The sequence below is a fragment of the Bradyrhizobium sp. USDA 241 genome, assembly GCF_049739505.1.
GTDB classification, from domain to species: domain Bacteria; phylum Pseudomonadota; class Alphaproteobacteria; order Rhizobiales; family Xanthobacteraceae; genus Bradyrhizobium; species Bradyrhizobium liaoningense.
Window position 1 is genome coordinate 2,618,273 of the sequence record NZ_JBMGPZ010000005.1, and the last position, 12,405, is coordinate 2,630,677.

Genomic DNA, 12,405 nt, shown 5'->3' on the forward strand with positions numbered 1-12,405 from the left:
CGGATGGCGAGAAGCGTGACGGCGAAGAAGAACGTCAAACCGGCCAAAGCGTTTAACAGGCCGCCTTACGTGCTCGACGAGCAGGTCGGTTTCATTCTGCGCCAGGTCTGGCAGCGCCATAGCTCGATCTTCGCCCGCGACATCGGCACCAATCTGACGCCGACGCAATGGGCGGCATTGTCGAAACTGGCCGAGACCGGGCCATGCTCGCAGAACCAGCTCGGGCGGCTGACGGCGATGGACGTCGCGACCATCAAGGGCGTGATCGATCGTCTCACCGCGCGCGGCCTGACCGAGACCTGCCAGGATCCCGATGACGGACGGCGGCTCCTGGTCAGCCTGACGCGTGCGGGTCAGCAGCTTGCGGAGAAGCTGGCGCCCAATGCGCTGGCGATCACGCGCGAGACGCTGGCGCCGCTCGACGCGAGGGAGCGCGAGACACTGATGGCACTATTGAACAAGCTGCGGTGATGTCGGTCTCGTAGGGTGGGCAAAGGCGCGCGAGCGCCGTGCCCACCATTTCTGCGGCTGGAGAAAGAATGGTGGGCACGCTTCGCTTTGCCCACCCTACAGGAGCGGTGAATTCTGCTCTCTCACCGTCACCCTGAGGTGGCCGCTTCTTCAGCGGCCCTCGAAGGGCGACGGCCCGGCTGCATCTTGGCCGTTCATCCTTCGAGGCCCGCACACGGCGCCATCGCGCCGCGTGCTCGCATCTCAGGATGACGGGTCTGGCTTTCGTCTAATCCTACTTCGCCACCACCTCCGGCACCTTCCCGGCCGGCGGGGTGTTGCGGCTGCGTTGCGTACGCACGATGCCGTCGATGATGGTCATGCCGATGCCGGGGAGGTCGCCGAGCTGGACGCTCTCCAGGATGTTCTTGCCGGGCGAGTGCTGCGCCTTGTCCATGATGACGAAATCGGCGGAGCGGCCGACTTCGATCAGGCCGCAATCGAGCTGCCGCATCCGCGCAGTGTTGCCGGTGGCAAGGCAGAACGCAATCTCGGCCGGCAGATCGCCGAGCGAGGACAGCATCGAGACCATGCGCAGAATGCCGAGCGGCTGCACGCCGGAGCCGGCGGGCGCATCGGTGCCGAGGATGACGCGATGCAGATCGCCCATCTCGCGCGCGGTGCGCAGCGTAAACAAGGCCGAGCGCTCATTGCCGTTGTGCACGAGCTCGAGCCCGCGCTTGCAGCCCTCGCAGATGCAACGGATCTGGTCATCGGGCAGGGCGGTGTGGCCGCCATTGATATGGCCGACAACGTCGGTGTCGGCCTCCAGCACCACGTCCTTGTCGATCAGGCCGGAGCCTGGGATCGAGGGGCCGCCGGTGTGGATGGTGCTCTGGATGCCGTATTTGCGGGCCCAGCCGACCATCTTCCGCGCTGTCGGGCCGTCCTTGACGCCGCCGAGGCCGACTTCGCCGAGCAGCTTGACGCCGTTGGCGGCCATCTCCTTGAAGTCTTCCTCGACCATCTCGCATTCGATCACCGGCGCGCCGGCGTGAACCTTCACGCCGCCGGGACGCAAGGTCCAGAACGCGCGCTGGGCGAACACGGCCATCGCCTTGAGGCCGACGACGTCGCGGGGGCGGCCGGGCATGTGAACCTCGCCGGCGGAGATCATGGTGGTGACGCCGCCATGGAGGTAGCTGTCGATCCAGTTGATCTGGTTCTGGCGCGGCGTCCAGTCGCCGGCGACGGGGTGGACGTGACTGTCGATCAGGCCCGGCGCCACCGTGGTGCCCTGGGCGTCGACGATGGTGGTCGCGCCTTCGACGTTGCAGTCCTTGAAGCGGCCGATCGCGGTGATCTTGCCGTTCTCGGCGACGATGGTGTCGCCGTCCAGGATCGGCTTTTCCAAAGCGCCGGACAGGATCAGGCCGATATTGCGGATCACGAGCTTGGATGGTCCGGTGGCCTGGGGTGCGTCATGCGCCATGGAAGGGGCTCCTTATTCTCAACTGCAACGCTTTCGATCTTGGGCAGCCTTGACCGCGGGATCAAGCAGGATTATTCATTAGTATACGAATGATCGTGTACAAACGACGCATAGCTGACCGCCTCGGCACCGCAAGCAAGCGACACGGAAGGGTGAGATGAGCAATTTCAATCAGGAAAGCGTTTTGAGCGTCTACCACTGGACCGACACGCTGTTCTCCTTCAAGACCACCCGCACCCCGACCTTCCGCTTCCGCAACGGCGAATTCACCATGATCGGGCTCAAGGTCGGCGAGAAGCCGCTGCTGCGGGCCTACAGCGTCGCCAGTGCCAATTACGAGGACACGCTGGAGTTCTTCTCGATCAAGGTCCCGGACGGCCCGCTGACCTCGCGCCTCCAGCACCTGAAGGAAGGCGACGAGATCATCGTCAGCCGCAAGGCGACCGGCACACTGGTCATCGACAACCTGGAAGAGGGGCGCAACCTCTATTTGATCGGCACCGGCACCGGCCTCGCGCCTTTCCTGAGCGTGATCAAGGACCCCGAGACCTATGAGCGGTTCGAGAAGGTCGTGCTGCTGCACGGCTGCCGGCACGTGAAGGAACTCGCCTATGGCGAGATGATCACCGAGCATCTGCCGAAGGACGAGCTGCTCGGCGAATACATTCGCAATCAGCTGATCTACTACCCGACCGTGACCCGCGATCCCTTCCGCAACCGTGGCCGCATCACGGACCTCATCACGTCAGGCAAGCTGTTCACCGATATTGGCCTGCCGGTGCTGGAAGCCGCGCATGACCGCGTCATGATCTGCGGCAGCCCTGCGCTGGTCGCGGACACCCGCGTGCTCCTGCGCGAACGCGGCTTCGCCGAGGGCAATCACGGCGAGCCCGCCCAATTCGTGGTCGAAAAGGCCTTCGCCGAGCGGTAATCTCGCAATTCCCGCGCGATAAGACCGTATTTTCGCCGCGTGGGGCCCGTTGCGGCGCCGATTCGGCGCTTGATACACTGTGGGAGCGAATCAGCGGAGTTCCCACATGGTTGCGGACAGCGACAGCAACATCGCCTGGCACCGGGTTCAGTTGAAGAAGAACCGCGCCGAGTTGAAGGCGCTGGAGACCGCGCGCTTCACGATGGGCGAGATCGCCTCATCGAAGCGGGATGGCCAGACCCCAAAGTCGATCGCGGAACTCAAGCGGAAGATCGCACAGTCGGAGCGCGCGATCGCCGATCACGACAAGCGCACGCGCCGTCCGCTCGCAACCGACCTGCAGAGCCTCAGCAATGGCAGCTGGAGCCATTGGGACGCCTACACCCAGCAGCGCAAGACCGGCCAGCGTTCGCCCGGGCGCGGATAGGGGCATCTCCCCCACGCCTGCGGTCGATCACAAGGCGCCCCTTGCGGCGGTCGCGCCGCGCACCATCTGGGTGAAACGCCAGCAATCGGTCCGGTGATTCCATGACTGTGCGCCTCGATTTTGCCAGCGAGGTTTTTTTCCGCGATCCGCCCAAGGCAATCGCGACGTTGCGCATGTCCGGCCCGGTGGTTGCGACGCGATTTCCTATCGTCGGCGATGTCTGGATCACCACGACCCATGATGCGACAGCACAGGTGCTGAAGGACGGCGCGACCTTCACGCTGCGCAAGGAGGACGGCGACGTCGCGGGTCTGCGCTGGTGGATGCCCAGATATGTCAGGACCATCGCCAACAACATGCTGACGATGGACGAGCCGGATCACACGCGGCTGCGCAGCATCGTGGACGAGGCGTTTCGCCGCCGCGCGATCGTTGCGATGGAGCCGCGCATCCGTGCCATCGCCGACACGCTTGCGGACGAACTGTTTGCAGCAGGAAGCCCGGCCGATCTCGTTCAGCGCTACGCGCGCATCCTGCCGCTCGCGGTCATCTCGGAACTCCTGGGCCTGCCGCCGGCCGATCGCCCGAAGTTCATCGCCTGGGCCAACGAAATGTCCTCGCTGACGAATGTCGTCAGCTTCTTCCGCTTGCTGTTCGCGTTCCGCAAGATGCGAGTCTACCTCAGGCAACAGTTGCAGATCGCGCGCGTCAAGGGCGGCGAGGGCCTGATTGCCGAACTGGTCCAGGTCGAGCGCGAAGGCGGTCAGATCACGCCGGACGAGATGGTTTCGATGGTGTTTCTGCTGCTCGCGGCGGGATCCGAGACGACCACTCATCTCATTAGCGGTTCGGTGTATGAGCTTCTCAGGAATCCCGGCTTGCGTGACTGGCTGGAACAGGACTGGAGCCGTGTCGGGCTTGCGGTGGAGAAGTTCCTGCGCTTCGTGTCGCCGGTGCAATTCTCCAAGCCTCGCTATGTGCGCCGCGACGTCGAGGTCGAAGGCGTGTGCCTGAAGAAGGGCGACCGCGTCATGGTGATGCTCGCCGCCGCGAACATGGATCCGGCGGTGCACGATTGTCCCGAGCGACTCGACTCGAGCGCAAGCCGAACCGTCATATTTCATTCGGCACTGGAATCCATTTCTGCCTCGGCCATCAGCTTGCGCGCATCGAGGCAGCCTGCGCGCTGGAAGCGCTGTTCGTGCGATGGCCGAAACTCGGTCTTGCCGTCGATCCCGCCGAGGTCCATTGGCGCAGGCGGCCGGGCTTGCGCGCGATCACGAAACTTCCCGTCACGGCTGAGAGCCGTGGAACACCGGAGCGCGCGGGAGCGCGCCTTGGGCGTTCCCTCACCGCGGCGGGTTGAGATCCGCGCCCTTCGGAAAATCTCTGCCGCGCGCGATCAGTCAGGAACGGTGTGCCGCTGGACCTGTTGTCTCCTGGACGCGCGGCAACGAATTCCTTGGCCGTGCATCTCGCAGATCGACGTCTTAACGGGAGACAAGATCGTGACCAGCAAAATGCCACCTGTTCCGCCCGACAATCAGAGCCGCAAGGGAACTGACGACAGCAAGCAAACGTCGGCCGATCAGGCGCCACACGGCCAGCAACGTGCTCAGAATCCGGACCAGCAGGGACAGCAGGGCAACATCAAGCAGAACACGACCAATCAAGGCTACCAGCAAGATCGTTGAGGAGAGCGACATCCCATGTCGATATCCGCCAAGACCCCGAACAGCATCCGTCAGGTCGGACCCGGGGCCTCATGAGAAAGCCAAGGCGCCATTGGAGGTTAAGAAGCCGCCGGGGAGCGATCACAACATTCCCGGTCAGAGCGGGCACAAGCCGAAACCGACGCCGGCGCAACAGAAGCACTAGGTCTTTGGAAGGTCACTGCAAGAGGAGAGACAAATGCCGAGTGGGCATGGCAGCAAAACGCATTTCAGATCGGGCATGCACGGCAAGGGCGACGGCACCGGCGGACTGACCGACGTCCCCAAGGATATGATCGGCGACAACATGGTGCTGTCCAACCGTGACAAGAAACAGCATTCGGATATTCGTGGCATGGACGGCAAGTCCATCCAGACTGAACAATATCAGGACCACGCCGCGAACCGGCTCGACGGGACGCCGGAGGCCGACGAGACCTGAGATCGTTCCTCCCGCCAACTTGCGGACCGGTGTTCAGCCGGTCCGCTTTCTTGTGGGCGCAAGATCGCGCTCCCAGCCGAACACCGAACGGCCATCGAGATCCGCGGAGGCCGCACGCTCGGTGGCGATGAAAGCCTCAACCGAAGGGCCGCGCGCGGTCCGCTCCAGCCGCCGCGCCTGGTCGTCCAGACGCTTGATCGCATGCATCTCTTCCTCGCGTCCGAGCTTCGCGTTCTGGATCGCGCCCTTCAGCACCCGGATGGTCTCGTCATAGACCTTGATCGGAACGGGGTAGGGATGTCGGTCCTTGCCGCCATGGGCGAGCGAGAAACGCGCGGGATCCCTGAAGCGATAGGGTGCGCCGTGCACGACCTCCGCGACCATCGCGAGCGAACGCACGGTGCGCGCGCCGACGCCCGGCGTCAGCAGCAGCTCCGGGAAATCGACGGGGCCCCGCTCGGCTGCGGCGGCCAGCGTACCGTGCAGGCGGCGCGCGAATACGTCCTTGGGACGGACGTCGTGATGGGAGGGCATGATCAGATGCGGCAGCGTGCCTTGTGCCGGCGTGGACTCGGTCCCGATGAGCCGTTCGAATTCGGAGACGATGCGATCGGGGCCGAGATCGCAGAGTAGTTCGAGCTGCGCCGTCCGAGAAATGTCGGCGCGATGATCGGTGAGATTGACGATCTCCCCCTGCTGCGGCCCGTCGATTGCGCTGTGCGGCGCATCGACAAAGCTCTTCAGCGCCTCGGAATGCCAGTGATAGCGTCGCGCCTGCCGCTTGTCGCCGTTCATGCCCTGCTGCACCACCGTCCATTTGCCGTCGGCCGTCACGAAGAAGCCGTGCAGGTAAAGGTCGAAACCGTCCTGGACCGCGGCGCTGTCGACCTTGGCCACCAAGCGGCTGGCGCGCGTCAGCTTTGCGCCGTCGAAGCCGACGCGGTCGGCGAGTTGCAACAACTCGTCCGGCGTCTTGCGCGAGTGCTGACCTCGGCCGCCACAGACATAAATTCCGAGCTCGTCCTGAAGCGGTCCGAGCCCGCGCTTCAGTGCGCCGATCACGGAGGTGGTGATGCCGGAAGAGTGCCAGTCCATTCCCATCACTGCGCCGAACGACTGGAACCAGAACGGATGCGACAGCCGTTGGAGGAACGCATCGCGGCCGTAATGATGCACGATCGCCTGGGTGACGATCGCTCCCAGCGACGACATGCGACTTGCCAGCCACGGCGGAACCCGGCCGGTGTGAAGAGGGAGATCGGCGCTGCCGGTTCGTCGAGTCATGCGGTTCAATCTAGTGCAATTCGGCGACGGTTGCATCAGCGGGATGCTGCGTTGCACTGAACGGGGGAGCCAAGCCGGCCGGGAAGGCGTTGAGCGCGCTGGTGCGCATGCAATGACGGGGACAGCAATGAATTGGCAGGCCCTCATGGCCGACATCGACAGGATGTTCGGCTGGATACCCCAATGGTTCGTTGGCCTCAGCCTCGTTGCCGGCGCGATCCTGCTCGCCTTGTTGGTCTATCGGGTCGCCATATGGCTGCTTGGCCGCGCATTCGGCACCCGCTTTCCCCTTTTGAGCGTGTTCATCGATCGGACCGCGGGCCCCGCCCAACTCGCTCTCTGTCTCGCCGCCGTCGCACTGGTGCTGCCGCTCGCGCCGCTGGACGACGCGATCCGCACGCCGCTGATGCGGCTGTTCGTCGTGGCCTTCATCGCGCTGATCGGCTGGATCTCGATCCGGATCGTCGACATGAGTGCTGCGCGCTATCTCCAGAACTTTCGCGACGTCACCGAGAATTTCGTCGCACGCAAGCACGTCACGCAAGTGCGCGTGTTCAAGCGCGTCACCGATACCATCATCGTCGTCATCACGATCTCGGCCGCGCTGATGACGTTCGATTCGGTCCGGCAATACGGCGTCAGTCTGTTCGCCTCCGCGGGCGCGGCCGGTATCATCGTCGGTCTCGCCGCCCGCCCGCTGCTGAGCAATCTGATCGCGGGCCTGCAGATCGCGATCACCCAGCCGATCCGCATCGAGGACGCCGTGATCATCGAGAACGAATGGGGCTGGGTGGAGGACATCGCCTCGACCTATGTCGTGATCCGGCTGTGGGACTGGCGCCGCATGGTGGTGCCGCTGTCCTATTTCATCGAAAAACCGTTCCAGAACTGGACGCGCGACACCGCATCCCTCATCGGCGTAATCGCGCTTCATGTCGACTATCGTGCCGACGTCCAACGCATCAGGAACTGGCTGGAGCAGGCGGTAAAGCAGTCAAAGCTGTGGGACGGTGAGGTGGTCAATCTCCAGGTGATCGATGCCGATGCGCGCACCATCGAGCTTCGGGCGCTGGTCAGCGCCAGGAATGCACCGCAGTCCTGGGACCTCCGCTGCGAGATCAGGGAGAAGCTGGTGGCCTTCATCCGGGACGAGATGCCGGAGGCGCTGCCGCGCGACCGCGCGATCCTGATCCCGCCTGGCGACGATGATGCTGATTTCGTGCGGCGCGTCACGCCGCCGGAGAAGATGCGGGCAGGCGGGCGCAATTGACTCCGCGATCAGCCGGCGCCGACCACGGCCGCGTCGGCTGGCCGATCCGCGCGCCGACAGCGAATGCGACCCATTCGCGTACTGCCTTGGCGAAGCGGCTTGCTGTCCGGCGCAAGTAGCCTTGCTTCGCCGTCGGCGCGGGCGAGCGCCGTCAGCGAAGCAACGACTGATGCAAGCAGGGCGGTGCGCGCGATGCACCTGGAAGTGTGCAGAGCCTCACTGCGCGCGGATGTTGGCGGCCTTCAGCACCGGCTCCCATTTGGTCGCCTCGGCGTGCATGTAGGCGTCGAACTCCTTGGCGGAGGAGCCGACCGGCGCTGCGCCGATCTTGCTGAGCGTCGATAGCACGCCGGGATCCTGCAGCGCGGCCTTCAGGTCGGCTTCGAGCTTGGACACGATCTCCGGCGGCATGTTTGCCGGTCCAAGAACGCCCCACCAGACCGAGACGTCGTAGCCGGGCACGCCGGCCTCGGCGATGGTCGGAACATCCGGCAGCGCCTTCGAGCGTTCGGCGGAGGTCACCGCCAGCGCGCGCACCGGGCCGCCCTCGAGCTGGCCGATCGCTTCGGCAAGCGGATTGATGCTGAGCGGGATCTCGCCGGCGATCACGGCTGTCAGCGCCGGCGCGCCGCCCTTGTAGGGGATCGCGACGATCTTGGTGCCGGACATGTATTTCAGCAGCTCGCCCGCAAGATGCGCCGAGGTGCCGTTGCCGGACATGCCGTAGGAGAGCTTGTCCGGCTCCTTCCTGGCGGCGGCAAGGAGATCGCCGAGCGTCTTGTAAGGGCTGTCCTTGGCCACCACGATCGCGAGCGGGGACGAGGCGACTTCGGTGATCGCGGTGAAATCCTTGAATGTGTCGTAGGGTACGCTTGGATAGATGAACTGGTTGAGCGGATGGCCGCTCGCGACCAGGATCAGCGTGTAACCGTCAGGCGCGGACTTGGTCAGCGTTTGCGAGGCGACGATGCCACCCGCGCCGGGACGATTGTCGATCACGGGCTGCTGCCCCCAGGTCTTCGCCAGCGCCTGGCCCAGCGTGCGCGCGAGCACGTCGACTGCTCCGCCCGCTGCATAGGGCACCAGGATGTGGACCGGCTTGCTCGGATAGTTGTCGGCTTGAGCTGCGCCCGCTGCCAGCAGCAATGTGGCGCCCAGCAGCAGGCGGCCGATCTTCTTGTTCAAATCCAACATATTCCCAGCACTCCATAGGCGGCGTTCGCATTCCAGTGGCGCTCTTTCCAGGCCGACTGTACCCTGCCATCGTTTTTGTTGACGAGACCTGATCTTTTGTACGATAGTACAAATCACATGATACGCAAGCCCACCCGCAGGGAAACAGCCCGCAAGCCGAACATGCGCGAGGCGATCCTCGCCGCGGCCGAGGAGCTGTTCGCCACCAACGGATTCAATGCCGTCTCGGTGCGAGACATCGCGCATGCCGCCGGGGCCAATCCGGGCAGTGTGACCTATCATTTCAGGACCAAGGACGGGTTGTTGCTGGAGATCTACCGGCGCCATTGCGGGCCGATGAATCTGCGCCGTTCCGAGCTGCTTGCCGCCGCCAGGCGTGTGCGCGATCTGCAGGATCGGCTGGAGGCGATCGTGCGCGCCTATGTGGTGCCGGCCTTCACTTCGGGCAGCGATCTCGCGGGCGGCGGCGCGCGATTCACGCGGCTGCGCGCGGTGATGTCGGCGGAGGGCAACGAGGTCGTGCGAAAAATCATCGCGCAGACCTTCGACGACACCAGCCATGCCTTCATCGATGCGATCCACGAGAGCCTGCCGCACATTCCGCGTACGGACATCGTCTGGCGCAGCCACTTTCTGCTCGGTGCGCTCTATTATTCGCTGGTGACGCCGGAGCGCGTTTCGCGCTTGTCGCGCGGCGAGGCCGACGGCGGCGATGCCGCAGGGGCCATCGAGCAATTGGTGCAGGCCACGGTCGCCGCATTCCAGGCACCCGCGCTCGATCAAGCCGCGCCGGCGCGGCGGCGTCCGGTCATCAGCAGCAAGCCTTGAAACAAGCGGTCTCGCTTCGGCGGGCTCACCTGACGACGATGATGTACACGCCAACCATTCCGCCGCCCGATCCAAACACGCGCACGCCGAAGTTCAAGCTGCCGAAGCTGTCCTGCGATGCGCATTGCCACATCTTCGGGCCCGGCGCGAAATATCCTTACGCGCCGGATCGCTCCTACACGCCGCCTGACGCGCCGCTGGAGGATTTTCGCGCGCTGCACGCCAAGCTCGGCGTCGAGCGCGCCGTCATCGTCAATGCCAGCGTGCACGGCACCGACAACACGGTCGCGCTGGATGCCATCGCGCAGAGCAGCGGTGCCTACCGTGCCGTCGCCAATATCGACGACACCATCACCGAACGCGAGCTCCGCGTGCTGCATGACGGCGGCTTCCGCGGCTGCCGCTTCAATTTCGTTCGCCATCTCGGCGGCGTGCCCGACAAACGTGTGTTCGACCGCATCGTCGCGATGGTCACGCCGCTCGGCTGGCACATCGATCTGCACTTCGATGCGATCGACCTGCCGGAATATGCCGACATGCTGACAAAGCTGCCGCTGAACTACACCATCGACCATATGGGCCGCGTGAAGACTGCCGACGGGCTCGATCAGCTGCCGTTCAGGATCCTGATCGAGCTGATGCAACGCGACGAGAAGTGCTGGGTCAAGATCTGCGGCTCGGAGCGGGTGTCCTCGGCCGGTCCGCCGTTCACGGATGCGGTGCCGTTCGCGCGAAAGATCGTCGAGGCCGCGCCGGATCGCGTCATCTGGGGCACGGACTGGCCGCATCCCAACGTCAAGGTGATGCCGAATGACGGCGACCTCGTCGATCTGATCCCGCTGTTCGCGCCGGAGCCGGAGTTTCAGCAGAAGATTCTGGTCGACAATCCCGCGCGCCTGTTTGGCTTCGACCAATGAAGGGGCTCCGATCAATATGATGCCTACAAACGAAAGAAGGGAGTTCGTCCCATGAAAACTGGTCTCGTGATCACCGCCCATCCCGGCGATTTCGTCTGGCGCGCCGGCGGCGCCATCGCGCTGCATGCGAAGAAGGGCTATCGCATGAAGATCGTCTGCCTGTCGTTCGGCGAGCGCGGCGAGAGCCAGTTCGCCTGGAAGGAGAAAGGCGCGACGCTTGAATCGGTCAAGGCCGGCCGCAAGGACGAGGCGGAGCGGGCCGCAAAGCTGTTGGGTGCCGAGATCGAGTTCTTCGACTGTGGTGATTATCCGCTCAAGCTCACCGAGGCGCATTTCGACCGCATGGTCGACATCTACCGCGAGCTCAATCCGAGCTTCGTACTGACGCACGCGCTGGAAGATCCCTATAATTTCGACCATCCGAATGCGGCGCATTTCGCGCAGGAGACGCGCGTGGTCGCGCAGGCGATGGGCCACAAGCCCGGCGCGCAATACAAATATTCCGCGCCGCCGGTGTTCCTGTTCGAGCCGCATCAGCCGGAGCAGTGCAACTACAAGCCGGACCTCCTCCTCAAGATCGACGAGGTCTGGAAGGAGAAGTACGAGGCGTTCCAGATCCTCGCCGCGCAGAAGCATCTATGGGGTTATTACGAGCGCGTCGCGCTCAACCGCGGCATCCAGGGCAGCCGCAACACCGGCGTGCCCATGACCTATGGCGAGGCCTATCAGCGCTTGTTTCCGACCGTCGCCGAGGAATTGGCATGAAGCCGGTCGTCGTTTGCAACATCAAGCGCGCCGATCCCGCCGGGATGGCAGAATACGGTGTCTCAACCGTGCACGAGGCCTATGGCCGCATCGGCCTGATGAAGCCTTACTTGCGTCCGGTCTGGGCGGGCGCGTCGATCGCCGGACCGGCGGTGACGGTGCTGGCGCAGCCCGGCGACAACTGGATGATCCATGTCGCGGTCGAGCAATGCAGGAAGGGCGACGTCCTCGTCGTCGGCTGCACCACCGACAACACCGACGGCATGTTCGGCGAGCTGCTTGCGACGTCGCTGCAGGCGCGGGGCGTCCAGGGATTGATCATCGACGCCGGATGCCGCGACGTCAAAGCGCTGCACGAGATGCGCTTTCCAGTGTGGTCACGCGCGATCTCCGCCAAGGGCACGGTCAAGGCCACGCTCGGCTCGGTCAACGTTCCCGTGGTCTGCGCCGGCGTCAATGTCGATCCCGGCGACATCGTCGTGGCCGATGACGACGGCGTGGTGGTGGTGCCGAAGCGCTATGCGGCCGAGGTGGCCGAGAGGGCGAAAAAGCGCAACGCGGATGAGGGCGGCAAGCGCAAGCGGCTCGCCTCGGGCGAACTCGGCCTCGACATGTACGGCATGCGCGAGGCGCTGACGAAGGCCGGACTGGTGTATGTCGACAATCCCGAGGACGTCTGAAGCGACGGAAAGC

13 protein-coding genes and 1 pseudogene are annotated in these 12,405 nt (G+C 64.4%); 11 read left to right on the forward strand and 3 right to left on the reverse strand.

Features of this window, described 5'->3' with window-relative positions; genetic code table 11:
- The first annotated feature begins 3 nt into the window (after positions 1-3).
- Positions 4-471, forward strand: a complete 468-nt coding sequence (locus ABIF91_RS34465; RefSeq protein WP_028178545.1) for a MarR family winged helix-turn-helix transcriptional regulator — start codon at positions 4-6, stop codon at positions 469-471.
- A 274-nt stretch (positions 472-745) separates the two neighbouring features.
- Here the strand turns inward: ABIF91_RS34465 and ABIF91_RS34470 are convergent, their stop codons facing one another.
- Positions 746-1,942 carry an amidohydrolase family protein gene (locus ABIF91_RS34470; RefSeq protein ID WP_028178544.1) on the reverse strand — a complete coding sequence of 399 codons (1,197 nt, stop codon included), beginning with the start codon at positions 1,940-1,942 and terminating at the stop codon, positions 746-748.
- 157 nt (positions 1,943-2,099) lie between these two features.
- Between ABIF91_RS34470 and ABIF91_RS34475 the strand changes: the two genes are divergently transcribed.
- From ABIF91_RS34475 to ABIF91_RS34495, 5 genes and pseudogenes are all read left to right on the forward strand, one after another.
- Complete coding sequence (locus ABIF91_RS34475) at positions 2,100-2,873, forward strand: ferredoxin--NADP reductase (RefSeq protein WP_028178543.1); 774 nt, start codon at positions 2,100-2,102, stop codon at positions 2,871-2,873.
- A 106-nt stretch (positions 2,874-2,979) separates the two neighbouring features.
- A complete protein-coding gene (locus ABIF91_RS34480; protein WP_028178542.1) occupies positions 2,980-3,300 on the forward strand; it encodes a hypothetical protein in 321 nt (106 codons plus the stop codon).
- Between the two features lie 101 nt (positions 3,301-3,401).
- Positions 3,402-4,666, forward strand: a pseudogene (locus ABIF91_RS34485) (cytochrome P450).
- Positions 4,667-4,808: 142 nt separating this feature from the next.
- Positions 4,809-4,994 carry a hypothetical protein gene (locus ABIF91_RS34490; RefSeq protein ID WP_424579648.1) on the forward strand — a complete coding sequence of 62 codons (186 nt, stop codon included), beginning with the start codon at positions 4,809-4,811 and terminating at the stop codon, positions 4,992-4,994.
- Between the two features lie 217 nt (positions 4,995-5,211).
- A complete protein-coding gene (locus tag ABIF91_RS34495) occupies positions 5,212-5,454 on the forward strand; it encodes a hypothetical protein (protein ID WP_028182284.1) in 243 nt (80 codons plus the stop codon).
- A 33-nt stretch (positions 5,455-5,487) separates the two neighbouring features.
- On the opposite strand, the gene ABIF91_RS34500 is transcribed toward ABIF91_RS34495, so the two are convergent.
- Complete coding sequence (locus ABIF91_RS34500) at positions 5,488-6,738, reverse strand: DUF763 domain-containing protein (RefSeq protein WP_035674661.1); 1,251 nt, start codon at positions 6,736-6,738, stop codon at positions 5,488-5,490.
- 127 nt (positions 6,739-6,865) lie between these two features.
- On the opposite strand from ABIF91_RS34500, the gene ABIF91_RS34505 reads away from it, so the two are divergent.
- Positions 6,866-8,008, forward strand: a complete 1,143-nt coding sequence (locus ABIF91_RS34505; RefSeq protein ID WP_028179205.1) for a mechanosensitive ion channel family protein — start codon at positions 6,866-6,868, stop codon at positions 8,006-8,008.
- Positions 8,009-8,224: 216 nt separating this feature from the next.
- Here ABIF91_RS34505 and ABIF91_RS34510 read toward each other — a convergent pair whose 3' ends face one another.
- Positions 8,225-9,202 carry a tripartite tricarboxylate transporter substrate binding protein gene (locus tag ABIF91_RS34510; RefSeq protein WP_028179206.1) on the reverse strand — a complete coding sequence of 326 codons (978 nt, stop codon included), beginning with the start codon at positions 9,200-9,202 and terminating at the stop codon, positions 8,225-8,227.
- A gap of 117 nt (positions 9,203-9,319) precedes the next feature.
- Here ABIF91_RS34510 and ABIF91_RS34515 point away from each other — a divergent pair, with 117 nt between their 5' ends.
- Genes ABIF91_RS34515 through ABIF91_RS34530 form a run of 4 tightly spaced genes read left to right on the forward strand, consistent with a single transcriptional unit; the run spans position 9,320 to position 12,392 of the window.
- On the forward strand, positions 9,320-10,030 hold the full coding sequence (locus ABIF91_RS34515) for a TetR/AcrR family transcriptional regulator (RefSeq protein WP_028179207.1): 711 nt from the start codon (positions 9,320-9,322) through the stop codon (positions 10,028-10,030).
- Positions 10,031-10,068: 38 nt separating this feature from the next.
- Complete coding sequence (locus tag ABIF91_RS34520) at positions 10,069-10,947, forward strand: amidohydrolase family protein (RefSeq protein ID WP_035717990.1); 879 nt, start codon at positions 10,069-10,071, stop codon at positions 10,945-10,947.
- A 51-nt stretch (positions 10,948-10,998) separates the two neighbouring features.
- Complete coding sequence (locus ABIF91_RS34525) at positions 10,999-11,712, forward strand: PIG-L deacetylase family protein (protein WP_008552603.1); 714 nt, start codon at positions 10,999-11,001, stop codon at positions 11,710-11,712.
- Entirely contained in the window at positions 11,709-12,392 is a 684-nt protein-coding gene (locus tag ABIF91_RS34530; protein ID WP_028179209.1) for a 4-carboxy-4-hydroxy-2-oxoadipate aldolase/oxaloacetate decarboxylase, read from the forward strand. Before ABIF91_RS34525 ends, ABIF91_RS34530 begins: the two co-directional genes overlap by 4 nt.
- Positions 12,393-12,405 lie beyond the last annotated feature (13 nt).

Bases quoted from the DNA above. Each gene is read 5' to 3' on its own strand.
- ABIF91_RS34465 (WP_028178545.1), top strand. From the start codon at position 4: ATGGCGAGAAGCGTGACGGCGAAGAAGAACGTCAAACCGGCCAAAGCG.
- ABIF91_RS34470 (WP_028178544.1), bottom strand. From the start codon at position 1,942: ATGGCGCATGACGCACCCCAGGCCACCGGACCATCCAAGCTCGTGATC.
- ABIF91_RS34475 (WP_028178543.1), top strand. From the start codon at position 2,100: ATGAGCAATTTCAATCAGGAAAGCGTTTTGAGCGTCTACCACTGGACC.
- ABIF91_RS34480 (WP_028178542.1), top strand. From the start codon at position 2,980: ATGGTTGCGGACAGCGACAGCAACATCGCCTGGCACCGGGTTCAGTTG.
- ABIF91_RS34495 (WP_028182284.1), top strand. From the start codon at position 5,212: ATGCCGAGTGGGCATGGCAGCAAAACGCATTTCAGATCGGGCATGCAC.
- ABIF91_RS34500 (WP_035674661.1), bottom strand. From the start codon at position 6,738: ATGACTCGACGAACCGGCAGCGCCGATCTCCCTCTTCACACCGGCCGG.
- ABIF91_RS34505 (WP_028179205.1), top strand. From the start codon at position 6,866: ATGAATTGGCAGGCCCTCATGGCCGACATCGACAGGATGTTCGGCTGG.
- ABIF91_RS34510 (WP_028179206.1), bottom strand. From the start codon at position 9,202: ATGTTGGATTTGAACAAGAAGATCGGCCGCCTGCTGCTGGGCGCCACA.
- ABIF91_RS34515 (WP_028179207.1), top strand. From the start codon at position 9,320: ATGATACGCAAGCCCACCCGCAGGGAAACAGCCCGCAAGCCGAACATG.
- ABIF91_RS34520 (WP_035717990.1), top strand. From the start codon at position 10,069: ATGATGTACACGCCAACCATTCCGCCGCCCGATCCAAACACGCGCACG.
- ABIF91_RS34525 (WP_008552603.1), top strand. From the start codon at position 10,999: ATGAAAACTGGTCTCGTGATCACCGCCCATCCCGGCGATTTCGTCTGG.
- ABIF91_RS34530 (WP_028179209.1), top strand. From the start codon at position 11,709: ATGAAGCCGGTCGTCGTTTGCAACATCAAGCGCGCCGATCCCGCCGGG.